The 24,070-nt window shown below is 69.1% G+C and carries 14 protein-coding genes and 2 pseudogenes; 5 read left to right on the top strand and 11 right to left on the bottom strand.

Going from position 1 to position 24,070, the window contains the following annotated elements; translation table 11 throughout:
• Positions 1-425: 425 nt before the first annotated feature.
• The 4 genes from WMF45_RS46460 to WMF45_RS46445 form a co-directional block, all read right to left on the bottom strand.
• Positions 426-2,972 (bottom strand): protein kinase domain-containing protein, encoded by a 2,547-nt coding sequence (locus tag WMF45_RS46460; protein WP_437713234.1) that lies wholly within the window; start codon positions 2,970-2,972, stop codon positions 426-428.
• Between the two features lie 202 nt (positions 2,973-3,174).
• The gene (locus WMF45_RS46455; RefSeq protein WP_437713233.1) at positions 3,175-3,405 is read right to left on the bottom strand and encodes a hypothetical protein; all 231 of its coding nucleotides are present in this window, start codon (positions 3,403-3,405) and stop codon (positions 3,175-3,177) included.
• Between the two features lie 129 nt (positions 3,406-3,534).
• Positions 3,535-4,005 (bottom strand): hypothetical protein, encoded by a 471-nt coding sequence (locus tag WMF45_RS46450; RefSeq protein ID WP_437713232.1) that lies wholly within the window; start codon positions 4,003-4,005, stop codon positions 3,535-3,537.
• Between the two features lie 699 nt (positions 4,006-4,704).
• The gene (locus tag WMF45_RS46445) at positions 4,705-8,496 is read right to left on the bottom strand and encodes a M36 family metallopeptidase (protein ID WP_437713231.1); all 3,792 of its coding nucleotides are present in this window, start codon (positions 8,494-8,496) and stop codon (positions 4,705-4,707) included.
• 95 nt (positions 8,497-8,591) lie between these two features.
• On the opposite strand from WMF45_RS46445, the gene WMF45_RS46440 reads away from it, so the two are divergent.
• Positions 8,592-8,903 (top strand): hypothetical protein, encoded by a 312-nt coding sequence (locus WMF45_RS46440; protein WP_437713230.1) that lies wholly within the window; start codon positions 8,592-8,594, stop codon positions 8,901-8,903.
• 392 nt (positions 8,904-9,295) lie between these two features.
• Here the strand turns inward: WMF45_RS46440 and WMF45_RS46435 are convergent, their stop codons facing one another.
• The 3 genes from WMF45_RS46435 to WMF45_RS46425 form a co-directional block, all read right to left on the bottom strand.
• The gene (locus tag WMF45_RS46435; RefSeq protein WP_437713229.1) at positions 9,296-9,832 is read right to left on the bottom strand and encodes a hypothetical protein; all 537 of its coding nucleotides are present in this window, start codon (positions 9,830-9,832) and stop codon (positions 9,296-9,298) included.
• A gap of 688 nt (positions 9,833-10,520) precedes the next feature.
• Positions 10,521-10,655 carry a hypothetical protein gene (locus WMF45_RS46430; RefSeq protein WP_437713228.1) on the bottom strand — a complete coding sequence of 45 codons (135 nt, stop codon included), beginning with the start codon at positions 10,653-10,655 and terminating at the stop codon, positions 10,521-10,523.
• A gap of 35 nt (positions 10,656-10,690) precedes the next feature.
• Complete coding sequence (locus tag WMF45_RS46425; RefSeq protein ID WP_437713227.1) at positions 10,691-11,968, bottom strand: RCC1 domain-containing protein; 1,278 nt, start codon at positions 11,966-11,968, stop codon at positions 10,691-10,693.
• A 242-nt stretch (positions 11,969-12,210) separates the two neighbouring features.
• Here WMF45_RS46425 and WMF45_RS46420 point away from each other — a divergent pair.
• From WMF45_RS46420 to WMF45_RS46410, 3 genes and pseudogenes are all read left to right on the top strand, one after another.
• Positions 12,211-12,429, top strand: a pseudogene (locus WMF45_RS46420) (VF530 family DNA-binding protein); the annotation flags it as partial.
• A complete protein-coding gene (locus WMF45_RS46415) occupies positions 12,426-12,626 on the top strand; it encodes a hypothetical protein (protein WP_437713226.1) in 201 nt (66 codons plus the stop codon). The pseudogene WMF45_RS46420 and the gene WMF45_RS46415, both read left to right, overlap by 4 nt.
• Before the next feature lie 455 nt (positions 12,627-13,081).
• Positions 13,082-14,035, top strand: a complete 954-nt coding sequence (locus tag WMF45_RS46410; protein ID WP_437713225.1) for a hypothetical protein — start codon at positions 13,082-13,084, stop codon at positions 14,033-14,035.
• A gap of 29 nt (positions 14,036-14,064) precedes the next feature.
• Here the strand turns inward: WMF45_RS46410 and WMF45_RS46405 are convergent.
• From WMF45_RS46405 to WMF45_RS46395, 3 genes and pseudogenes are all read right to left on the bottom strand, one after another.
• A pseudogene (locus WMF45_RS46405) lies at positions 14,065-14,220 on the bottom strand (helix-turn-helix domain-containing protein); the annotation flags it as partial.
• 34 nt (positions 14,221-14,254) lie between these two features.
• On the bottom strand, positions 14,255-15,421 hold the full coding sequence (locus tag WMF45_RS46400) for a protein-glutamine glutaminase family protein (RefSeq protein WP_437713224.1): 1,167 nt from the start codon (positions 15,419-15,421) through the stop codon (positions 14,255-14,257).
• Positions 15,422-15,737: 316 nt separating this feature from the next.
• Positions 15,738-16,826 carry a LacI family DNA-binding transcriptional regulator gene (locus tag WMF45_RS46395; protein WP_437713223.1) on the bottom strand — a complete coding sequence of 363 codons (1,089 nt, stop codon included), beginning with the start codon at positions 16,824-16,826 and terminating at the stop codon, positions 15,738-15,740.
• A 233-nt stretch (positions 16,827-17,059) separates the two neighbouring features.
• Here WMF45_RS46395 and WMF45_RS46390 point away from each other — a divergent pair, with 233 nt between their 5' ends.
• Entirely contained in the window at positions 17,060-18,586 is a 1,527-nt protein-coding gene (locus tag WMF45_RS46390; protein ID WP_437713222.1) for an L-fucose/L-arabinose isomerase family protein, read from the top strand.
• Positions 18,587-18,683: 97 nt separating this feature from the next.
• Here WMF45_RS46390 and WMF45_RS46385 read toward each other — a convergent pair whose 3' ends face one another.
• The gene (locus WMF45_RS46385; RefSeq protein WP_437713221.1) at positions 18,684-23,960 is read right to left on the bottom strand and encodes a pentapeptide repeat-containing protein; all 5,277 of its coding nucleotides are present in this window, start codon (positions 23,958-23,960) and stop codon (positions 18,684-18,686) included.
• Between the last annotated feature and the right edge of the window lie 110 nt (positions 23,961-24,070).

Raw genomic sequence — 24,070 nt, 5'->3', positions numbered from 1 at the left:
GCTCTTCCCGAAGATTCGCGCCTGCGGCGTGAAGGTTCTGTGCGTCACAAGCAGCCCGTGCTCATTTGCGCCGACCTTGCCGCAAAGGGCCGAGATCCAGGGGGTCGCCGATCGTCTCTTTCGAGCTCTTCAACTGGACCTTGATGAACGCGGCTCGAAGCCGAGCTCATCTCGGTGCGCGATGATGTCGTCGACTGAACCGATCAACGCCGCAAGTCACATCCTACGCTGGCGCGCACCGCCTAGGCCTCGCGGCCGGCCAGGATCGCCACCCGGGCATCGAAGGGCCGCGTTGACTCCGCAGCCTGCGGAGCGATGCTCTCGAGCGGCGGCAGCGCCGGCCATCGGACATCGTCGCCGTGAAGCGCACGAGCGTCATGTCGCTGCGGGAGGTCGCCGTGACGATGATGCCCCTGACCACGCGTTCAGGTCACGATCGCGACCAGATCCGTTTCTACCTGATCAAGGCTCAGTCGTCCCGATGGCTCACGGATGGTGCATGTCCGGGCGAGCTTGCCCCAGGAAGGCTGCGTGACCTTGTCCACATCGGTCTGTCCCGTGAGGAGGTAGGCGAGCAGCTTTCCGAATGCGTAGATATCCGCGCTGGGATGGGCTTCGGCGCCGTCCACCTGCTCAGGCGGCGCGAACCCCGGCGTGCCGTGGCCCGCGAAGGTGCGGTGCTGCGTGACGAGACGCCGGAGGTTCTTCGCGATGCCAAAGTCGCAGAGCTTCCAGAGCCCGCCACAACGGAGGACGTTCTCAGGCTTCAGATCGCGGTGGACGACGTCCAAGGCATGGAGTTCTCGCAACGCGGCGAGCACCGTCAGCGCGATCGGCTTCGCCTCCGCGGGCGACAGCGCACCGCCGGCGGCGCGTAGGTACGATGCCAGCGAGCCGCCATCCGCGAGCTCTGTAAGCAGCGCGACGTGGGTCTCGTTCCGCTCGATTCCATGAATGCGCAGCACTCCCTCCACCTGCGCGCGCTCCAGGCGGGCGTAGATGTCGATCTCGCGCCGCAACGCGTCGGAGGCGACGCCCTCGATGGGCACTTTCTTCATGAACAGGAGCTCTCCGCCCGGACCCCGCACCTTATAGCCGCTGGACATACCGCCCGACGGGAGCTCCTCGATGACGTCGTAATGGTCGAAGAGCTTCTGAGTAGGCCGGGGCCCTCCGGCCACGACGAGCCTGGGGATGGGGCCGGCAAAGGTGCGCACCGTTTCCTCCGATTCACGGCCATTGATCGGCTTGCCCGTCAGGCGCTCGACGGCGTCCAGCAGTCGGCGAGCGCGCTCGCGATAGAACGCACCGAAGTCATCTTGACGCAAAGACGCCGGGTCGATGCAGTGAGTTTCGATGAACTCATCGAGTTTTCGTGGTTCCACGCCACCGCGTTCGATACGGGTTATGTACAGGCTTGGATTCACGCCGCCGAGGCGCTTGTTCGTGCGGGATGTCTGCGGAGTTTTGTTGATGATCGTGGTGAATGGCGGCCCCATTTTCCCCTTAAAGAATGACAGGGGAAAGACATGGTGAAGATCGACGTGCTCGTCGAAATACATCGATCGCTCGATCTGATCTCCGGTATACAGATCCCTTCCGCCCTCTTGAAGCAGCAGCGCCATGAAGCCCTTGTAAGCGGCGCTGTTGCGGGTCGTGAGCGTTGCAAGGCGTGACGGCACGAAGTTGCAGTCCATGACGGTCGACGGCTCCTGTCCGCCGTCGATCCATGCAGGCACCTCGTTGATGTCTCGTCCGAAGCGGGTCTCCGTCGTGCCGCCGTATAGCTCGCCGAAGACACCGCACCAGTACCAGCGCAGGATCTTCTCGCGGACCGAGGGCTCCAGGAGACGCGGGCCCAGCGCCGCAGCGATGGCCGCGAACGGGATGAGCTGGCTCTGGTAGGGCAGGTACTCGGGCTCGAAGATCTTCTCCCGCTCGAGGATCTTCACTGCGGTGACGAAGCCCTGCTCGACTGCCGCTGCATGGGCGCGGTACTCCTCCAGAGGGAGGTTCAGGATGTCGATCCGGCGGCAGCCGACGTGGACGCGACCGTCGGTGTTCCGTCGCCACGTGGAGAGCAGCGTGACGGCCTGGAGGAAATCTGTCGGGGTAAGCTCCGCGAGGACACGGTGGGTCCGCATGCGCTGCAATTGTGCCTCCCAGTCCGCGCGGAGATCGACGGAGCGCGCTGCATAGGTGGCGGTCACGAGCTCGAACACGTCCAGCGGCTTGCCACCGGTGTTCACCTTCTCGAACACCATGCAGACCGCCTGGCGCGAGGTGCCGCGACCGAGCTCGATCGACGGGAGGCGGTATTGCTGAATGGACTGCACCACCTCGAGCTCGAACTGGTCGTACAAGTCGGCGACCTCGGGATTGTGCCGGTGCAGCTTGCTCATCCCACGGCGCCAGTTCTGACAGGCCGCCGGGTCGAACGCCGTGGCCACGGGAATGCACAGCTGCTCGAATTCCTTCTCTGGCGTGCTGAGATCCAACACGACATTTCGATTGAAGTTTTCCCGGATCTGCCGGGTCGGGTCGACCGCCAGGATCGCGTCCTTACGCTCGACGCTCTCTTCGATCGCCTTACGGATGTCAAAGAAGTAGATTCGATTGATGCGGTTGCCCTTGGTGTCCACCGTGGCGACAGGAAGCCCGGTACGGAGGGCGACGTAGAGCGACGTGAGCCGCTGCTGACCGTCGAGGATGAGGCGCCGCTCGCGGCCGCGGTTCTCAGGGGCCCCCTCGACGGGCCGCGCCTTGAACTGCACCTCACCGCCACACTCGAGGAGCAGCACGGCTCCTACCGGCCACGCTTGCGAGACGCTGGCGATGAGATCGCGGATGCGCTCGTCATCCCATACCCAGCTCCGCTGGAAGTCAGGGAGCTGTAAATCGCCGCGATGTATCTCTTCGAGCAGATCGCGGAGGGGCGTCTCTGCCGGACGGAACGTCATCTGTGCGGGCATGGCTTTCGATGAGAGCGTACCGTGCGTCGACCCGCAAGGGGGTACCTCTCCGGACGAGAGGGCCGTCGTGCGGCCTCACCCGTCATCGAAGGCGATGCGCCACGCGGGTAGCGCGATGACTGGCGCCGGAGCGACGAGTCGCGCGAGCACCGCCCCGCTCTCTGCGCCCGCGAGTGGCCGCTGGAGCACCCGCCACGCTTGCTCACCCCTGCGGTGCCACCGGCAGCCCGAGCAGCCGACCGAGCGCCTCGTGAACGACCCGGGCCGCCACCTCGTCCCCGAGGGCGACGGCGCGGCTCAGGGTGCCGGCAAGCGAGGCGACCACGGCGGCCCGGGAGGACGGCTCAGCCGGCGCGAGCTCCGCGAGCCCGGGGCTCGCCGCTTGGGCCCGGGTTGGGTCCATGCCGTCCGAAGGGGTGCGATCCGGGGTCATGCCCCCCTGGAATTTCGAGGAAAGCGACGGTTCGCGACGGTTCGCCCCCGCGGAATCGTCCCGCCAGGATTGCTGACGCGCGGCACTCGCCGATGGCACCTGGGGCATGCGGGCGACGCCGCCGCCGAGTCACCGGGCGGCACGCCGCCGGCCGTCCTGCCGCGCCTGGCTCGCCATCTTGGCCTCGACGAGCGGATTGCGCGCCTCCGCGGCGCGCAGCCGCGCGAAGCGCTCGATCCGCGCGCGGTGGCCGCTCTGCCGCAGCGCCCGCGCGAGCACCACGCTCTCGGCGAGCCGGATGAACCGCAACCGGTGCGCCGATGCCACGTCCTCGACATCGCTCCTCCCGGCCCCGGGCCCGAACTCGCGATCGTACGCGGCGCGGAGCCGGTGCTCGCCGTGGAGGCCCAGCGCGTCCGAGAGCCCCTCGAGGGCGGCCCGCTCCGCGGGCGTCGACCACGAGAGAACCCTGGAATAGGGGGTCGCCATGGTCTCGCGATCGGGCTTGTTGACGAAACGACGCAGAAATACATCGGAGGTCGCGACCGGCACGTCGCCCGTCGCCTGGTGGAGCAGGGCGTACGCGAACGCCTCGTTCATCCCCACGAGCTGGTTCTGGTCGTAATCGGCGCCGTCGACGCGCTTCCCGAGGCGATCGACGCCGGAGAGGGCGGGTGCAGCCGCTGCGCTGGCCGTAACAGCCGTTGAACGTCAGATCTCCCACGTTGGCGCAGGACTGGCCGCAGACGCTGCCGACCTCCTGGACACAGACCGAATCCCAGGCGACGGAGCAACAGCACGAGTCCACGGCGCAGACGCTCGCCGCACACGGGTCGCAGGAGGGCGCGAGCGCACCGCCGGCATCACATTGAGAGTGGACGCAGAGCGCCTGCTCGGCCTCGGCGACCTCCTCGCCCACCGTCGCGTCATCGAGCCCCTCAAGGGTCTCCTCCTGATCGCTGTCGCAGCCGCTGAAAGCGATGCCCAGATGCTGAGCGCTGCCGTCATGTTCCGTTGAATCGACATGGGTTCTCTCCTCGCGTGGTCCGCGAGGGAGCCCCCAATCGCCGTGCCAGCGCCGAGATTCACCTTCAGGGGCCGTGCGATGACAGGTGCGACGCGCCGGCGCGAGCGCGACACGCCGAGGACATCAAACGCCGGGTCGCTCGTCACGGCCAGATTCACGAGGCCCATCGAGCGGCGCTCCAGGCGCGCCTGTCGCGAGCCCGTCACACACCGCCGCCCCACCTGAGGTCTCCAAGGCGACAGTCCCGTCGCGAGACGCTCGCGGGCAGGAGATCAGCTCCGGCGGCGACGCCGCAGCCCGAGCCCGCCGAGCGCCGCGAGCCCGAGCGCAGCGACGGACGCGAACATGCTCGGATGGTCCTCGCCGACCACGGCGCAACCGCAGCCGCCCCCGTCGTCGTTGTCGTTATCAGGCCCGAGGTCTTTCATGCCCCCCTCCCCGCCGGCGCCGCCGGCGCCGCCAGCGCCAACGCTGCCGCCGGCGCCCGGCACCCCGGCGCAGTCGGCTCTGTCGTCGACGACCATAGGAAACGGGGTGTTGATGGCCCCGTCCACGCGGATATCGTCGATCTCCCAGCCCGGCGCGCCCGCCGCCTCGTCGGTGCCGATGCGGAAGCGCAGCTTGAACGTCTTGTTGGCCAGCGCGTCGCCGAGGTCGATCGTCGCGGTGTCGAAGCTTGGCCACCCGGGGTTTTTCCCGACAACGCCTTGGCGATCTCCGAGGGGGTTGCCCGAGATTCGGGTGATGGTACCGTTATAGCTGGCGTCTCCGAACAGGCTGACGTCCTGCCAAGTCTCGCCGCCGTCTTGCGAGATCTCGATCACGCCGCCGTCATAGTTGGCTTCGCGGCCCCCGTCGGGCGAAGGGCCGACCTCGAATTCGTGCTTGTGCGTGAACGTGAGGCGGATCGGCCCGGCGCCGGCCTGGATGGGCGGCGACTCGAGCGCGGTGTCGCTGGTGCTCTCGAAATCGACGCCGCGCCAAACATGGTTTGACGCGGCGATCTGCTCCCGGCTCCAGACCTCGTCGGCCGACGCCCCTCCCGGCGCGATCGTCGCCCTGGACCATGCGATGACATCGCTCTCGACGCTGTCGGCCGCGGACGAATCCGGCACGTTGTCGTAGTTGATGTAGGGAACCTGAACCGTCGTCGCTTGCGCCTCGCAGGTCTCGGCGCTCGCGACCGTGACGTTCAGCGTGAGGCTGCGGAGTTTGTCGACGGAGCCGTCGAGGGCCACCTCGACGGCGGCGAGCCCGGTGGCGAACGGCGGGATCACGCCGAACTCGACCTTGTTGCCGCCAGGAAACGTGAGACCAGGCATCTCCGCCGAGATCGTCGCCTCCGCGTCGGTGAGGTCGGCGACCCCCGTGTTCGTGAACGAGACGGTGACGTACCCTTTCTCGAGCGCGTCGAGCTTGCCGTCGGAGTCGCAAGAGAAGAGTTTGTCGTCGAGCGCGGCGCTGAGGCCTGAAATGACTCCCTTGGTCTCGAAGCTCTCGACCACGCCGACGTTGTCCTCGGAATCCGTGGGGGGCGAGATCGCGCAGCTACCCGCGCCGCGTCTGGCGAAGGCCTCGGCGATGAGCCTCATGTCCTCGAGGTCGGCCAAGGCGGCCACGGCGAGGATCGCGTCGCGCTGCTCGAGGAACGTCGGGTTCGGCGGGGCGAGCTTCAGGCCACCCACCACGTAATCGGCCATGCGCCGCCTGCCCTCCTCGAACGTGTAGGGCGCGCTGGCCTCTCTCGAGCGCCTCAGGAGCGCGACCTGCGCCTCGAAGAGCATGGTGGCCCAGACCTCGCCGGCGTTATGCACCTCGGCGTTCTGGGCCGCGCCGATGGGAGCGATAGGGTGCGTATCGGGCAGATCCACGTCATCGGAGATGTGCTTGAACGTGAGCGCGTTCTTTTTCGTGTCGACCGAGTACGGGACGCGGCGAGTGCCGAAATACCCGGCGTCGCCGAAGGCCGCGGCGGCATAGACGCCGGTCGCAAAGGTGCCGTCGAGGTCGTCGGTCTCGCGCAGCATCATGTGGAGCGCGATGAAATCGCCCCAGCCTTCGCTCTCGCTACCACACATCGTCGTCGCGCAGGCGACCTGGCGCAGGTGGATGTAATGGCCCCACTCGTGCGCCACGATGCCGTTATCGAGAGCGCCGTCGCGCTTGACTCCGCAGCCGCCCGTCATGGTGGCTTTGGTCACGCCGGCCTTGATCGCATCTCTGATCGCCTTGCCGTCGGCGAGCGTGACGGACACGACGGGGATGTTCACCGCTCCGGGCGGGCCGCCGTCGTCCATCGTCGGCGGCACAGGGTTGACCTCGTTATCTGCGATGATCACCCCCTTCGCGCCGGCGGCCTCCGCGTTGACAGCCTTCTGCTTGAAGGTGCACGCGCCGCGATCGATAACAACGACCTTCCCGGACACGTTGCTTCCAAACGCTTGGCAGCCGTCGGCGAATGTCCCTGTCCGGCCGCCGCCCTGATCGACGTCGGATCCGTCGTCGACGTCCGAGAGGACGCCGCTCACGTTGAACTCGGAGGGGCCGAACGCGGCGCGGCGGGTGGCATAACCCTTCCCTGGCTCCACGACCAACGAGGACGTGATCGCGCCCTCAAAGAGAAACACCTGCATGCGCGGCGAGTCGCCGTCCGCGCCTGCCTGCATGTTCGCGTTGTTGACGTGAAGCGGGTCGACCTCGGGCCCGCCGTCCTGCGCCTCGGCGAGCAGGACATCGCCCTCGATGCCGCCCCGGCCGAAGTTCGACCTCTGCGCGTTGCCCGCCGCCTCGTCGAAGCCCGAGTCGTACCAATAGTCGTGCAGCCAGTTGGTGACATAAAAGAGCTGCGTCGTCGCCGCCATGGTCTGCGCCTGGTTCGCGGCGGGCGCGGCGCAGGTGTCGAATTGGCGATCGAACACGCCGGGCGAGGTCGTGCTCGCGCGCACGTCGCCGTCGCTGTATCCGTCGGGGCTCTGGTGGTCGGCGTACGCGTCGACGTTGTTGCCGCTCGTCTCGGTCGCGTCGGCGGCGAGCCAGGGATCGGCGTCGCCGTCCGGGCTCTTGTTGAAACCTTCCATCGAGACCAGGTTCGCCGGGATATAGGGCGGCGAGGAGCCGTCTGGCGCGCCCGTCGGGTGGGGAGAGTAGCCGGCCTGCGGGCCGTCCAAGGGTCGTTTGTCGCCCGCTGGTTCGGCCCAGACGCGATAGCTGAACGCGGCGCGGTGGGTGAGGTTTTCGCGGTAGAGCACGCGCGCGTCGTCGGCCGCGATCACATAGGCGTAGGCGTCCGAGCTCCGCTCGTGGGTGCGCTGCACGGACATCTCGAGGTAATACGCGGGCACGGGCGCCTGACCGGGGATCGGGAAGTAGACCTTCTTCGCGCGCGCGGGCCTCGAGAACTGGAGATCCCCGGCTGGCGCGATCGCGTCGATGAGCGCGTAGCGATCCTTCGCGCCCGCCTCGACGAGGAGCGCCGCAGGCAGCGATGCTTCGTAGAGATCCTGAAACGCGCGGGCCACCGCGTCGGCCGGCGAGAGCGCGAATACCTCGGAGATCCGCTTCTGGGAGCGGACCGCGCTCGGGTGCAGGGCGCTCGAGGCGGCGACGAGCCGGTGCGCCCGATCGAGGAGCACGTTCGCCTGGCCATGGAACACCTCGACCCCGCCGATCTCCTGCGCCAGACGCACGATGATGCCGCCTCGGCCGAGATCATGGACCTCGCGCACCCTGGCCGACTCGATGACATCGCGCGCGACGCCGAGCAGCTCCGCATAACCGGCGAGGGCCCGCTTGGCCGCGACGTCGGGCGATCCTGACGCGACCACCGCCGAGGGCGCCGCACCGCGCGGCGCCCAGAAGAAGGACGGCGTGCCGCGCCGCGGATCGATCGACGCGACGTATGCCCGGCTCGACGGAGCCGCCTGCGCAGGGGCTCGGCTTTTCGTGACGGAAGGCGCAGCGTGCGCCTCGAAATACGCATTAAAGTTCGGCCGCTCCCGCGCGCGCGCGAAAGAGCCACCGAGGAGCGCGGCGAGCAAGGTGAGACAGCGGACCGATCGCTTCATCGAGGAATCAGAATCCAACCGCGTCGGAGATGTCAAGCCGCAGCAGCGGGACCGGTCCCAGGTGGATCGAACATCCTCCGCGGCGTCGGAGCTCGTTGACCGATGTCATGCGGCTGATGGCGCTCGTGGACCGCGTGGGGGCCGTCCGGTTCGAGGAGCTCTCCCGTCCGGCGCCGCCGAACCGGAATCACGCGCTCATCGCCGCCCTCGAACAGAGCGGCGTTCTGCGCGTCGAGGCTCGGCAAACCTGGACGGAAGTGGAAGGCTTCACGGCGCTCGGGATCCCGGCTGCGAATTTCGGACCGGGCTCGGAGCGGACGATGCACGCTCAGAACGAGGTGACGGAGCGCTCGGAGCTCGAGCGGGCGCAAACCCTCCTCGACCGCTGGTTCGCCACGATGACGTGACTTTTGTCGGCACTTTTGGCGAAGAGTTGAACAGGGAGGCGGGAGACAGGGAGATCCAGGGGACTTTACTCCCCTTCTCCCCGCCTGCCTGTGAATTTCCCGGAAGGTTCGAGGGGATGCTTCAGATCCCTCACCCCACGCGCCGCAGCCAGCGCTGCTCTGCCTCCGAGATCATTCTGCGCGGCACGGTCGCTCTTGCCGGCAACGCGGCATGGCGCTCGCGCGCCGGCCCCTTCTCCGGCGCAGGCGCCCATCACGCCTGCATGGGAATTCCCTCGGGCGCTGGCATCGAGTTTGCGAAGAACGTGGAGGACGAGCGGCGCTGCCGCGAAGGGAGAAACCGATGAGACTCCTCCTCGAATCCGATCCTCCTCATGACAACACGGTCGATCTCACCAGGGCCGCGCCGCGGCGCCGGAGCGCGCATCTCGCCGCGTCGCTGCTGCTCGTGGCCAGCGCCTGCGGCTCCAGCGAGCCAGACACGAAGCCCTGTGCGGGGCAGCCCTCGGGCGCCGTCGATCCATGAACGCGAGCCGGCCGTCCTCGGCCTCCGGGTCGGACAGGCGGACGCTCGCCAGATCGAGCTCGTTCAGCCGGCCCAGGCTGAGCTGGAAGGCCAGGGCCACGTCATCTTCTTGCGACGTCGGCAGGCGGAAGTCGACGCCCGGCTCGCGATCGAGGCGCTTGGGAAAGTGCTGGGTGATCGCGTCCCTCAGGAAGCCGCGCAACGTGCCGTCGCTCGAGCCATCCCCGCCCCAGCCCGTGCGCTCCGCGGGCGAGTTGGTGGTGCCATCCCCCGAATCCGCCCGGATGCTGGTGCTCAGCGAGAGGACGTGGTTCACCCCGCGCGAGACGAACCGGTGCGTCGGATCGCTGAGCGCGTAGGTAAAAGAAGCCGGATCGCAGCGCGAAGCAGTGTAGCGCAGCAAACCGAAAGGGTGGGACCGCGAGCGTCGTGATGGCCCGGTCCTGGGCCGAAAGAGCGTGGTCCGGGCGGCGCCGAGCGCGCTACGGGGCGCATCGACGTGCCGTGGGCCCATGTGTCCGTCCGGGCGTTGGTCTGGCCCGGGAGGCGCGTCGCGAGACGCTATGCGGCGTCACCGGGCGCCTTGCGGCGCAGAACGGTGCGCTGCAACGCTCGGGGCTCCGGGTCGCCTGCGGCGCCCTGCGCCCCGAACCCCCAGTACGGCGGCCGCCGCGTCGGCGCTGGGAGAGCGAGCTGGGACGTCGGTCGGCTCGCCGAGCGCGGAGAGGAAGCGGGCGATGTTCCTTGGCTCGGTCACCATGGCGACGAGCTTCATCCGCCGCTTGCAAGCTGGGCACTCGAGGACGTCGATCGCAAATGTGCGGCGCAAGAGCTCGGCGCGGTTTATCGACCGCCCGATAGCCGCCACGCTTGCGTTTCGAAGCGGCGTCTTCGTCCGCCCTCGTAGGCTCTTCTGGCTTCGCAGGGCGCGGTCCGATGCGCTTGCGCGCCAACGTGGGCGACTTGCCGAGGCGAGCACGCCCGCGCACTTGCCGGCTTGATTTGCCTACGCGCCGCGCGCGCGCCACCTTCGCCGAGGGAGCCGAGGTGGTGCCCTGGGTCTACGCCATCGCCCGCAACGTGCGCCACGGTCATGCCCGCGCGGCGCGCGTTCGCGCCGTCCAGCCGTCGCCGGCGCGGAGGAGCTGCCATCCCGCGACGTCGATCGACGGCAGCACGGTGCACCGCTCGACGATCCGGCCGTCGGCGCGGAGGAGGGAGGCCATGACGCTCTCCCTCTCCGGGGCGCTCCCCCGACAGGCTACCAGGCCACCGCCGTGGGCACGGGACGGCTCGTGGTGTCGGCGCCGATCCCGAGCTGGCCGTACTGGTTGTTGCCCCAGCAGCGCGTCACCCGGTCAGCGCTGTAGGCGCAGGTGCTCTGGCTGCTCGCCCCGAGCGCGCTCACCCCGACGAGCCCGGAGACGAGGGCCGGCGTGGGGCTCGGCATGAGCGAGGTCGCGCCGCGCCCCAGCTCTCCGGAGGAGTTCTCTCCCCAGCACATCACCGTGCCGTCGAGGAGCTCCGCGCAGGTGTGACGCTCTCCGGCGCTCAGGTGGGCGACGGTGGACAGGCCCATCACCGGCACCGGCGTCAGCCGCTCGATGCGGGTGCCGTCGCCGAGCTGCCCGTTGCCGTTCGCGCCCCAGCAGCGGGCGGTACCATCGTTCAGCAGCGCGCAGGCGTGCGCCCCACCCACGGTGATCTCGACGGCCCCCGAGAGGCCCATGACCGTCACCGGCGACAGCCTGACCGCATTGGTGCCATCTCCGAGCTGACCCTGGCCGTTGTCCCCCCAGCACCGCGCGCTCCCGTCCTGAAGGATGGCGCAGGAGGCGGCCAGGTTCGTGCCGAAAGACTCGCCCCCGCCCACGGCGAGCCACGTCGCCGCCGAGATCCCGGGCACCTCCCGGGGCGTCGAGCTGCCGCTGATCGTTCCGTCACCGAGGTAGCCGCCCCGGCCCCAGCACAGCACCCTGCCGGTGTCACCGAGCCGTGCGCACGAGTGGTACACGCCCGCGCCGATCTGATTCACCCCAGATAGCCCGGTCACCGCCACCGGCGCGAGACTGGCAGTCATCGTGCCGTTGCCGAGCTGTCCGTTGCTGTTGAGCCCCCAGCAGCGCACGGTGGTGTCGTCGAGCAGCGCGCAGGCGTGCCCGAGCCCGACGGCCGCCGCCACCGCCGGGGGCAGGCCCTTGACCGCGACTGGCGTGTCTCGGGATGTCGGGGTGCCGTCGCCGAGGCGCCCGCTGTCGTTCGCTCCCCAGCAGTCGACGGTGGCGTCGCCGAGCACCGCGCACTCGTAGCCATGGCCACCGATGAGCTGGATGATGGCCGGGCAGGCGGCCCCGGTGCAAACCGTCGGGACGCTGGTGCTGCCGGAGGCGGTGCTGTTCGTCGAGGAGGTGGTGGGGGTGGGGGCGGAGCCGCCGACGTTCGTGCCGGTGACGTCCGTGCCGGTGACGTCCGTGCCGTTGCAGCCGAGGGTGATGATGCCGATTGAGGTGGTCAGGAGTCCGAGGGTGCGAAGGTTCATGCTCCCCGATACGCTTAGAGCCGCTCGCCGTTTTGGTGGCACCGCGAAATAGTTCCAACGGCGACCTCGCCGGTTCCGGGGACGGATGGGCGCTCGCCGCAGAAGGGCCTGCACGGGAGTCGTGCGGCAAAGCGAGGAGAGGGCGGAGCGGAAATGAGCTCCTCCAACGCTCACGCCGCGGGCCAGCGCGCTCCGTGCGTGGTCGCCTGGTCGTAGGCCCGCTCCCGCTCTAGGACTCAGCCCAGCCCGACAATCCTCTTCACGGTGTCACGCTCCGATTGATCCTCGATCACCTGGTCGCGCAGCATGGCTGGGAGCAGCTCGGACCCATGATCACCATTCGCTGCTTCAGGTACGATCCCAGCATCAATTCGAGCCTGCAGTTCCTGCGACGGACCCCGTGGGCCCGGCCGCAGGTGGAGGCTCTCTACCTGCGGGACAAAGCCAAGCCCACCCCGTGACCGGCCCGCTCGATCGCACGCCGAGCACCGGGAGCCGGCGCGCGATCGATGTCGTGGGCGCGAGCTGCTTCATCACCGGCATCCAGCCCGCGGTCGCGCGGTTGCTCGCCGGCAGCGATCTCGGCCGGACACGGCATTTCAACACGCTCGCCGACGGCCTCGCGCGCGCCCTGCGGGACCTCGGCGAGAGCGCCTGACGCCCCCGCGGCGCAGCGCCCGCTGCGCCGCGCGAGGCGCCTCCGCGGGCGAGCCCCCCGGGCAACTCACGGCGTCATCGTGGCATGTCCCCGTGACATGTCACGGCCCCGTCGTGACATGTCACGGGACATGCCACGGCCTCACGGGGACGAGCTCCGCTGGCTCGGCCGACGTACCGGCAGAGATCTGGCCGCACGTCGCGCGCCGAGGCGCTCTCTCCGCTGGATTGCGGTTCTTGAGCTGTACGAATCCAAGCTCGGTGCGCCGGCGCAACAAGAGCCCAGCGCGGCCCGAGCCGGCACACGCGTTGCAAAGGCTGCAGAGACAAGCTGTGCCAGGGACAACATCACAGAGGCTGCCCGGCACACGCCGTCGTACCAGGCCGCTGGCAGGTCGGATGAGGTCCTGCCGCGAGCGGAGGACCCATCGCTCGACGCGGCACGGAGTGCGGACAATGAAGGAGAGAAGGATGAAGAACCGGACGATGCTTGGCTTTTGCTTGCTCTCGCTCCCGCTGCTCGCATGCTCCGGCGGGACCGAGCTCGAATCTCCGCCCCCCGACGACACCGGGGCTCTGACCGAGCCCGCGGCGCCTCCGCCTTCTTCCAGCGCGGACGACACATCGGTCGAGGGCGTTCCCACCGTGGCCAATGCGGATGAAGATCACCCCTGCGGCGACAACACGGTGGCGGTGGTGAGCCACCAGAGCGGCGTCAAGGTGGTCTTCTGCGTCCTCGACGACAGAGGCGTCGTCGCCGTGGGAGAGCATCGCCAGGACGGCACGCCCTCGCTGCTCAAGAGGGCTGGCTACGACGCTGAGACCATGTGCCCGGCTGATCTCTTGCGGGCGCTCGCGCCCGAGCAGCGCGTGCCCGCGCGCCTCGAGGCTTCATGCGATCCGGCCCGGCGCCAGGCTCGGCTCCCTTCCGCTCCCGAGCGGCTCCGTGCCCCCGATCCGGCGAGCTTTGCCCTGACTGCCGGGCCCGTCTATTGCGAAGGTGAAAACCCGAGGTTGGAGTTCACCGATCGATGCCGCTACTACTCTCGCTGGGCAGACGATGTCAGGGCCGAGGATGGTAGCGCCCTTGTTAAATCCTGGTGCAAATTCACCGAAGAGAAATCCCACTCCAACATCATGTCTGGCAGCGGGAACGGCCTCGGGGATGAGGGAAACATAGGAGAGGAGACCGTCGCGTCGTGCATCGACTACACCCTCTTCCAGGCCTTCTGGCGGTGGGACGCCGGCGATCCCTGGACGAGCAGCATATTTGTCCCCCTTGGCCCTGGGGGCGTGTACACGTGGAACATCTCGTATACCGGCGGGCTCGAGGACATCGACGTGCGATTCACGGCACAGTCGCAGAACGCCGGCATCCACCGCTACGCCGGCATCTTCATCGATGAATGATCCGGCGCCAGGCGCTCTTTGCCGAACCTGAGCAAGCGCACGCCGAGCCGCTCCTCCAGCCGCGCGAGGCGGCGGCTGATGGTGGCGCGAGGGACGCCGAGCTCGGCAGCGGCGCGGGGCAGGGATCCAGCCTCCACGGTCTTCGAGAAGGCGAGGAGCTCGGAGGCCTCGAGGGGTTCGTCCATTTGGGCCCGAGCAGCACGCGCCTGGCCGTCCGGGTCACTGAATACGAAGGCTCGCCTGACTCTCGAGCTCTCCGTTTGCCACCGTCACCTGATAGTCGCCGGGCGGATACTCCTGGGTGATCAGGATCCTGCGGATGTTGCAGGCGTCGATGGGCGCGAGCTCGTCGATGCCGTTTCCGGTGATGCGCACGGTCGTCCAGCCTTCGACGAAGTTGTCGCCGATGACGTAGAGGGGATACCAGACGAAGCTGTCGAACTGGTCCGACGCAAAGCGCCGGATGATCGGCGGGAGGCCCGGATCGGGCGTGGGCTCCGGCTCGGCGCAGGGGCCCCACGGCGGACATTCGCCGAGGACCCGGTACGGATCGCGCCCGAGGATCTCCTGGACTCGCCATTCGGTCAGGAGCCGGTTGTACATGCTGCCATAGGGGTTCAGGTTGGGCGGCGGCGGCTCCAGGGGCACAGCGTCGAAGCACCCCTCCCCCAGGGCGTGGTCGCGGCACAACGCGACGTCGATGTCGTCGACGACGCTGAATTGAGAGAGCCACTCCGCGATCGGGAGGGGCCGCGACGGATCGATGGCGGCGTCCAGGATCATGAGCTGCCCACCGACCCGGACCACGGGCGCGACGTGGCCGGACCACGTCACGCTTCCGGACGGCTCGTTGGCTGTCTGGAAGACCAGCTGCTTGCGCGGCTTTGCCTTGACCCTGGCGAAGTAGGGCGTCGGATAGCCCCATTGCTGGAAGAAGTAGATCGCCGCCTCGGCCCGCTCCTCGCAGCCGTTGTCGGCCGCGAGCCAGGGGAGCCGCCGCAGAAACTCGGGTTGCTCCGGCATGGCGAGCAGCCGGCTGTCGCGGATCGCGGCGAACCCGGAGCTCAGCTGCTCCTCGGTCCACGTGGGAACGCAATCGGCTGCCAGGCTCCCGGGCGGGCCCTTGAGCTCATCGAACGATCGCGGACCGTCGGGCAGCTGGCAGGCCGCGCTCGCGCTGCCGCCGGGGGATCCTTCGTCACCCGACGCGCCCGCGCCGGACGACGTGGAGTCGACGCCGTCCTCCAGCAGCGCTCCCGTGTCGGAGCGCTCGATGTCAGGAGCCTGATCGGAATGAGCGCCCTCGTCGCCTCCACAGGCCGAGGCGGCCAGGGCCGCCGACGCGACACACAACACTCTTGCAAGAGAAAAATAGGACTGGCGCATGAATCTGATCTCCCTGCGTAAGATATGAGGCACCCCGGGAGGAGCCGTCACGCTCGGAGCATGTCGGGGTCCGCGGGGTGCGGCGCACCATAGCACCGCTCGCGGTCCCCGCACGGCGGACACCGGCGATTCTCGAGGGCGGCGCGAGACGCAGGGCAGGCGCAGTCCCGCAATCAGCTGTTCGTTCGCCCCAGGCTGGGCCCATGCCGTCCGAGGGATTGCAATCCGTGGTCACGACCTCCGCGAATCTCCGCGGATGTTACGGTTTGCCCCCACGGAACCTTCCCGCCAGAAAACCGATCGATGGGGTGGGCGGTCAGGAGCGGTGGCCCCTCCGCGCGCGGGCTCGCCTCTCGCTGCGCGGCACGTCCGATGTTCGCGCGGTGAGGCGAGGGGGGAGCAGGACCTCTCGCGCGACCTTGGCCCCCGCCAGCATTTCAAGGAGCAGCCGGACCGCTTCGCGTCCTATCCCGCCGACGTCCTGATCGACGGTCGCGACGGGATAACGCAGGAGGTCGGCCATCAGAATGTCGTCGAATCCGACGACGTCGATCTCGTCGGGCACGGAGAGGCCGGCGGCGCGGATGGCCCGCAGGCTCCCCACAGTGCTCCAGAAATTTGCCGCGTAGACGGCCAGAGGTCCACGCAGCCGCTGGAGAAGCTCGACCATGCGCGTCTCGGCCGCTTCCGGGGTGGCCTCCTTCAACTCCTCGATGGCCGCCGCCTTGGCGCCGCTCCGCGTGAGCTCCGCCTGGAACCCGTCGAGACGATGTCGGTAGGTGGTGATGTCGAGCGGACCGCCGATGTAGACGAGCGACCGATCCTTGTGCCTGAGAAGGTGGCGGAGCGCCAGCACCGAACCGGCGGCGTGATCGGTGCGCACGCACGCCACGTCGAGGTCCGTGACCGCCCGGTCGATCTGCACGAAGGGAAGTCCCTGCTTGTGCGCCGCGATGAGATCGCTATCCCCTCCGGAAACCGGGGACACGATGAGCCCATCCACCCGCGACTCGTGCACGAGCTGCAGCGCGCGACGCTGGCGCCCCGCGTTGCCGGCCAGGTGGCTCACCACGAGCGCGTAGCCGTGGAGCTCGGCCTCGCGCTCGGCGCCGACGGCTATCCCGGCCCAGAACGGGTTCGCCAGGTCCTCGACGGCGAGCGAGATCGCGTACGATTTTTGCTCCCGGAACGCCTGGGCCATGGCGTTGGTCCGGTACCCCAGCTTCTGGGCCAGCGCCCAGACCCGCTCCACCGTGGCGGCGCTGATGCGAAACTTCGCATGCTTGCCCGTCAGGACGTGAGACACCGTGGTCTGGGACAACCCCAGCTGCTCGGCGATGTCCTTCATACGGACCGGACGCAGGCCGGGCACGTGCGGCGGGTCGTGGTCGGGGGGATCGTTCAAGCGCGCGCTCCGTTCAGCTAATTCGGATTAGCTGTTGACGGTAGCATGCACAGGCATAGTATTGAAGCGGAATACGCGGTCGGTGGCTGCGGTCCCTCGCGCGCGAGGTGGCCATGGCAGCGATCTTCTACAGATCCGCCAGATGGCGCCGATGCGACGACGACCTTGACGTTCCGGCGGGCGGGAGCGGCAGGGCCCTGCTTGCTCAAGCCCGCCTGCTCGAGGAGACGGCAATGGCACAGAGTGAACCGGTGATCTTGGGCTTCATGGGCAACCGCGGCTTCTTTCCGACGGCGTTCGCGGAGGAGGGAGCGAAAGCCACCCAGTCGGCCGTGGGCCATGTGCTCGGCCAGCGCGTGCGCTACGTCGATCTCGGCAACGTCGAGACCTACGCCGACGCGCGCGCGGCCGCGGGCGTCGCCCAGCAGTACCGGCGCTCTCCCGACGGCGGCGGGGCCATCGGCGTCATCTGCTCGATGTACAATTTCTCCGACGAGAACGGCATTCGAGACTTTCTGCGGCTGGCCGATCTCGATGTGCCGGTGCTGCTGCACACCGAGCCTGACGTGCGCGGCCTGGGACGCATGGGGCAGAAGGGCCGGCGGGACGGGGCGTGCGGGCGCTTTTCGGCCGCCAACGCGCTCCGCCACATCGGCTACCCGTACACCCTCACGTCCAGGCATTGTGAAGCGGTGAGCTCGGCGGCCTTCGCGGACGATCTCCACGCCTTCTACGCGAGCTGCGTCCTGGCATCGAAGTTCCGTCGCCGGGGCCGCGGCGTGCGCCTCGGGCTGGTGGGCTCGGGGCCCGACGCGTTCCAGACGGTCACCAACGTCTCCACCGAGCTCCTGGGGCACATGGGCCTGAGCACGGTCGGTCTGGAGCTCATCGCGCTCGATCGCCAGATGCGTCAGGTCTCGCCGCGCGAGCTATCCACCCAGCTGGAAGCCGTCTCCGGCTACATGGCGGCGGGTGACGTCCCGCGCGCCTCGCTGGAGGCGATCGCCCGGATGGGCGTCGTCTTCGATCGCTTCGTGAAAGAGAATGACCTCGACGGCATCGCGGTGCGCTGCTGGACGGAGATGCAGAAGTACCAGATCGGCGGAGAGGTGGGCGTGATGCCCTGCACCTGCATGAGCATGCTCTCGGACAAGCTCATCCCCGCCGCCTGCGAGACCGACATCGCGGGCTGGATGGGGATGTACATGCTGCAGTGTGCTTCCGGGCTCGTGCCGCTGCTCGGCGACTGGAACAACATGTACGATGACGAGCGCGAGGAGGTGGATCTCTTCCACTGCGGCGTCTGGGCCAAGAGCGTGATGCGCCCCGGCGCCCGCATCACCCGCCAGGAGATCCTGGCCACCCAGGCCGACATCGGCGCGGAGAACACCTGGGGCGCGGTCGACGGCGAGCTCAAGGCGGGCACCTGCGCCTTTCTGAGACCTTGCACCAACGCGCGCGAAGGCAGCGTGTTCCTCTACGGCGGGGTGGGCCGGGTCAGCGAAGAAGGCATCGACACCTTCGGCACGCGCGGCCGCATCCAGATCCCGCGCATCCAGGAGCTCTTTCGCTATCTGACGCAGCCCGAGCGGGCGGTTGAGCACCACACCGCCCTCGTGGTCGGGACGCAGAAGAACATCGAGCTGACGATGAAGGCGATCCGAGACGCGGTGCCCTACATCAATGCCCAGGCGGGCCTCGGCCGCGGCGGACAAGCGCTGGTCGATTTCTACGAGCACAGCCAGGTGGGCGAGCTCTGAGGCACACTGCGAGCATCCGCACGACAGCTGCCGCGTGCTCCGAGGCGCAGGCCGGCTCGCTACACGAAGGCTTGACGTGGGCTCGGGCGCGGTCAGCCTATACCGTGCCGTTCCCGGGCGGCGTTCCGGCGGGCCGGAGCGCGATGAGGGGCTCGTCGTCGGGGAGGCGCAGGGGGTTCGGCAGGTAGGGATCGACCTCGCCGAGCTCGAAGCGGCAGAGGCCGATCACGTGCCACAGAGATCCGGCGATGTCACCGCCGAACCTGTACCGGCCGTCGGGCGTGAAGGCGACCCACCCCTCGGGACAGGGCAGGAGAAGAGCGAGACAACGGCCGGTCGCCACCTTCCACAGACGGATCGTACCGTCGGTGGAGGCAGAAGCGAGGAGCGCGCCGTCTGGGCTGAAGCCGACGCTCTGCACAGCGGCCTTGTGGCCGTGAAGAGCGCGGAGGACTCGCTCGCTTCCGACCGCCCACAACCTCACAGTCGCATCACCCGAACCCGAAGCCAACGTCTGACCGTCAGGGCTGAATGCCACGCTCGAGACCAGGTCGCGATGGCCCACGAAGGCGCGGAGGGCTCGCCCGCTCTCGACCTCCCACAACCTCACCGTCTTGTCATCCGACCCCGACGCCAGCATCCGGCCATCAGGGCTGAACGCCACGCTCATCACCCTGGCGCCATGGCTCGCCGAGACACGGACGGCTCGCCCGCTCTCGACCTCCCACAACCTCACCGTCTTGTCACCCGCCCCGGAGGCCAGCGTCCGGCCATCGGGGCTGAAAGCAACGCTCAGCACCTTGGCTCCATGGCCGTCGAATACGCGGAGAGCTCGCCCGCTCTCGACCTCCCACAACCTCACGACCTTGTCATCCGACCCCGACGCCAGCGTCCGGCCATCAGGGCTGAAAGCAACGCTCAGCACCTTGGCTCCATGGCCGTCGACCACGCGGAGAGCTCGCCCGCTCTCGACGTCCCACAGCCTCACGGCCTTGTCATCCGACCCCGACGCCAGCGTCCGGCCATCAGGGGTGAACGCCACGCTCATCACCAGGCCGCCGTGGCCCTCGAAGGTGCGGAGGGCTCGCCCACTGTCGACGTCCCACAGCCTCACGGCCTTGTCATCCGACCCCGAGGCCAACGTTCGACCGTTGGGGCTGAAAACAACGCTCTTCACGCGGCCATCATGACCCTCACAGGCGCGGAGAGCTCGGCCGCTCTCGACCTCCCACAACCGCGCGGTCTTGTCGCCCGATCCGGAGGCCAACGTCCGGCCGTCAGGGCTGAACGCCACGCTCATCACCCAGTAACCATGGCCCTCGCAGGCGCGGAGGGCTCGGCCGCTCTCGACCTCCCACAACCGCACGGCCTTGTCGCCCGATCCGGAGGCCAGCGTCCGGCCGTCAGGGCTGAACGCCACGCTCATCACCAGGCCGCCATGGCCCTCGAAGGTGCGAAGGGCTCGGCCGCTCTCGACCTCCCACAGCCTCACGGTCTTGTCGCCCGATCCGGAGGCCAGCGTTCGGCCATCAGGGCTGAACGCTACGCTCATCACCCAGTTGCGATGCCCCTTGAAGGCGCCGAGCGTTCGGCCGCTCTCGACCTCCCATAGCTTCACGGTCCTGTCGTCCGACCCGGACGCGAGGATCCGGCCATCGGGGCTGAACACGACGCTCCTCACGCAGTTGTCATGGCCCTTGAAAGCGAGGATGGTCCGGCCGCTCTCGACCTCCCACACCCTCACGATCTTGTCATCCGACCCGGAGGCCAGCATCCGACCATCGGGGCTGAAGGCCACGCTCATCACCCAGTTGCGATGTTCCTCGAAGGTGCGGATCGTCCGGCCGCTCTCGACCTCCCACACCCTCACGGTCCTGTCGTTCGACCCCGAAGCCAGCGCTCGCCCCTCGGCGCTGAAAGTCACGCTGTTCACCGCGCCGAGGTGTCCGGCCATCTCTCGGATAGCCTGGCCCGAGACCGCGTCCCAGAGCCGGACCGAGCCGTCGTCATGACCGGTGGCGAGGAGATCTCCCGACGGACTCCAGGCCACAGCATTGCACCCTGAACCCGGCATCCACATCAGGCTGGCGCCGGAAGGCTGGGGAGGCGCCGCTCCCTCCGCCGCGAGCGAGGCGACGTCCACCCCTCGGGCGCCGACCAGCTTGGCGCCGCGCAGCACCGCGCCCTCGAGATCCGCGCCGGTCAAATCCACGCCCACGAGGCGAGCGAACGACAGGTCCGCGCCCCGCAGATCGGCGCCCATCAGCGTGGCATCGCGCAGGTCCGCGCGGACGAGCCGCGCGGAGACGAGCGTGGCGCCGGCCAGCCTGGCCTCGACCAGCATGGCATTCGTGAGGTTGGCCTTCGTGAGGTTGGCCGTGCGAAGGTCCGCGTGGTTGAGGTTCTGCCCGCTCAGGTCTTGCCCGGTCAGGTCGATCTCGACCTGCTCGGTCTTCTCCTCCCCGAGGCCCGCTTCCTCCTCGCGCCTCCCCAGCCAGCGCACGACCCGCAGCCCGTTGTCCTTTGCGTGGCCTTCGGCCACCCCGTGCAGCACCCGCGCTGCCCACGCCGCCGCCTCCTTGCGCCCCACGAGCGACACGAAGAAGTCCACCATGAGCTCGCTCATCTCGTCGGCCGCGAGCGCCGCGCTGTCGCCTGTCCGCGCAACCTCCCTCGCCGCCGCCTCGGCCACGAGCCACTCCAGCACCGACCAGTGGACGAACGAGAACGCCCCCTCCGCGTCCCGCACGAGCAGCGATCCCGAGCCAATCAAGAACTCGATCATCGCCCGTTCGAGCGGCGGCCCAGTGAGCGGCTGCACGCCCCTCACGAGCGTATCCGGCAGCGCGCCGATCATGACCGCGCGCACCCGCCGATCCCAGAGCAGCCGCGCGAGATCGGTCATCGCCGCGCGGAGCGCCTCGCGCGAGAGCCCGCGCGGCGCTCCGCGCGGGTTCGCGCGCCGGTGCTCGTGGTCGAGCCACTGGTCCACGAGCACCTCGTACAGCCTCGCCGCGGTGATCTCCCCGGTCCCCTTCTTGGCCTCGAGCAGCTTTCTCTCCTCGATCCTCGCGATGAACCCCAGCATCCGCGGGTTCTCCGAGAGCCCGAGCAGGTCCTTGACCTCGTGGAGCAGCCGGTAGCGCGCCTCGGCCTCCGCGGGCTCGGGGATCATGTTGCCCAGAAATCGCCGGATCTGCTTCTCCCCGAACCCCTGGAGCTGCACCAGCCGGTAGCCCTGCACCTGCTCCGCCCGCCGGGCGAGCTCCTGCTTGATCTGCCGGTCGTCGACGAAGTGCTGCGTCCGGCTGGTCACCACGACCTTCGCGATCCCCTCGGCCGCCTGCACCACCGTCTCGAAGTGCTCGAGCACCCGGTCGTATGTCAGCCGCAGGGCGAGCTCGTCGAAGCCGTCAAAGAGCAGCGCGATCCGCCCCTCGGCCAGCATGTAGCTGAAGGCGCGCGGGTCGATCGGCTCGTCCGCGAGCGCGAAGTGCTGCGCCACAAGCACGCTCAGCGAGCGCTGCTTCTCGAGCTGGCTCATCTCGATGAGCACCGGCACGAGCGGGTGCTTCTCTCTCGCCATCCGCCGCGCGAGCTCATGCAAGAGGAACGTCTTGCCCGCGCCGAAGTCGCCTAGCACAAGCACGAAGCGTCGACGGGGCGCGTCGAGCAGCTCCCACAGCGACGCAAGCGCACTCTCTGTGGCGCTCTTCTCGCGGTCGCCGAGGCTCACCACCGCCGGCTGCTCCACGTAGAGCCACGGCGGGTAGATCGGGTCCGCTTCGAGCCGGTCCGTCTGTCGTTCGAGGTACCGGCCGAAATCGATGAGCCCCTGGTATTCGGAGAAGCTCTTCAGCACGACGCCGCGGCGCCACGCGCGCTGGACGAGCTCCGGCGGCGCCTGCGGGCCCGTGTGGATCAGCGTCGATCTGAGCAGCGGATCCTGCTCCCGGAACGGGCGCTCCACCTCGGTCACGTAGCGCGCGACCAGCTCGTCCGTGATCGACTGGTCGAGCGCGCCGATCACCCGCAGGTCGACGAGCGCTCCGTCCCGCGCCGCCACCTCGAGCACGCCCGCGAACGGCGGCGGCGTCCGGTGCCTCGTGACGGTCGCGCCGGGCGCGCGCAGGAGCGCCACGCGCTCGATCCGCTGAAGGAAGCCGTCGTGCCGCTCCTCGAACGCGCCCTCGCCGCGCTCACCGTCCCCCGAGGTGCAATCCACCTCTCCAGCCGGCCCGTGCCGCCCCGGCAGCTCGCGCTCCGGCCGCGGCGCCGGCTCGAGGTGCTTCTGCAGGAACGCAACAAGCACCGCCGCCGAGGCGCGGCACGCGAACGCGCGGAAGCTGTCGTCCTTGGCAAGGTCGGCGTGATCGCTCACCGCCTTCACGAAGATCGACCGCTTCTGGCAGCGGCCCGCGAGGTCGCCGATCGCCGCGCCCTCCATCTCCAGGCCCAGCGTGCCCCGCACCACGCGCTGGAGGTCGCCCCAGACGCCCGGGTCCTGCACCACCGCCGTGAGCGTGGCGACGGCCCCGACATGCACGCAGAGCGGCGGATCGGCCGGCGGACCGTCCGGGTGGAGCAACCGCTCCTCCAGCGCCTTCTCCCGCCCTGCCTCGGTGAGGCGCAGCGCGCCGCCCTTCGTCGCGGCGTGCCCGTCCTTCACGGCCTCCTTGAGCCGCGCCGTCCACCCCGGACAGGCGCGCCTCCGGTCGGGGTGCGAGACCGGCGGCGGCCCGCCCTCGGCCTCGTGCGCGTGGAGCGCGTCGAGGAGCCACCGCTGCTGGGCCTCCCGTGAGGGCGGGCGCTCGCGGGAGAGCGCCGCGAGGTCGAGCTCACGCGCGAGGAAGGCCGCGTCCATCTTCCACGTGGCCGCGAGATCGAAGGTGCGCAGGTCGTGGAGGAGCTCCGCCTCCTTGCCCGGCGGCGCGACGCGTTTGCCCTCGTCGAAGCTGTAGAGCCGGTCGGCCACGATCACGTCGCCGAGCGCCACCTTGCGGGGGTCGCCCGCGCAGATGCCGCACATCGCGAGGCACGCAGGATCGAGCTCGGAGACGAGCTGCTGCCCCCGGATCGCCGCCGTGCGCTGGCCCGCCTCGCCGATCCACGCCGCGGCCACCGCGAGCGACCCGCCGTGGGCGCTCGGGAAGGCGCGCCGGTAGTAGCGGAAGCCGCCGAGGTCGCGCAGCTCGCGCCACCCCGCGGCGCCGCCGTCGCCCTGCGCGAGCACCCCCTCGAGCTCGTCCTGGAGCGCCACGACCACGAGCACGTCGATCGGCCCGACGTCGACCTCCGCGCCTGCGTCCGCGCCTCCCCGGCCCTCGTCCCGCCCCTCCGCCGTGTCGTGCTGCGCCTTCGCCACGCAAGGCATGGTGCAGCCGGAGCGAGAGGCACCGCAATAGACACGGCGCGCGGAGGAGAACCAGCGCAGGAGCTCCTCCGCGCAGGCCCCGGCTCGGCTCGAAGCCGGATCTCGTCGGG

The organism is Sorangium sp. So ce448 (assembly GCF_051520915.1).
GTDB classification, from domain to species: Bacteria; Myxococcota_A; Polyangia; order Polyangiales; family Polyangiaceae; genus Sorangium; species Sorangium cellulosum_B.
The sequence above is the reverse complement of the archived record's forward strand: the minus strand, read 5'-3'. Positions and strand labels throughout refer to the sequence as shown.

Coding starts and splice junctions, on each gene's coding strand:
- WMF45_RS46460 (WP_437713234.1), bottom strand. CDS start 2,972: ATGCCCGCACAGATGACGTTCCGTCCGGCAGAGACGCCCCTCCGCGAT.
- WMF45_RS46455 (WP_437713233.1), bottom strand. CDS start 3,405: ATGACCCCGGATCGCACCCCTTCGGACGGCATGGACCCAACCCGGGCC.
- WMF45_RS46450 (WP_437713232.1), bottom strand. CDS start 4,005: ATGAACGAGGCGTTCGCGTACGCCCTGCTCCACCAGGCGACGGGCGAC.
- WMF45_RS46445 (WP_437713231.1), bottom strand. CDS start 8,496: ATGAAGCGATCGGTCCGCTGTCTCACCTTGCTCGCCGCGCTCCTCGGT.
- WMF45_RS46430 (WP_437713228.1), bottom strand. CDS start 10,655: ATGGCCTCCCTCCTCCGCGCCGACGGCCGGATCGTCGAGCGGTGCACC.
- WMF45_RS46425 (WP_437713227.1), bottom strand. CDS start 11,968: ATGAACCTTCGCACCCTCGGACTCCTGACCACCTCAATCGGCATCATC.
- WMF45_RS46410 (WP_437713225.1), top strand. CDS start 13,082: ATGAAGGAGAGAAGGATGAAGAACCGGACGATGCTTGGCTTTTGCTTG.
- WMF45_RS46400 (WP_437713224.1), bottom strand. CDS start 15,421: ATGCGCCAGTCCTATTTTTCTCTTGCAAGAGTGTTGTGTGTCGCGTCG.
- WMF45_RS46390 (WP_437713222.1), top strand. CDS start 17,060: ATGGCACAGAGTGAACCGGTGATCTTGGGCTTCATGGGCAACCGCGGC.
- WMF45_RS46385 (WP_437713221.1), bottom strand. CDS start 23,960: ATGCCTTGCGTGGCGAAGGCGCAGCACGACACGGCGGAGGGGCGGGAC.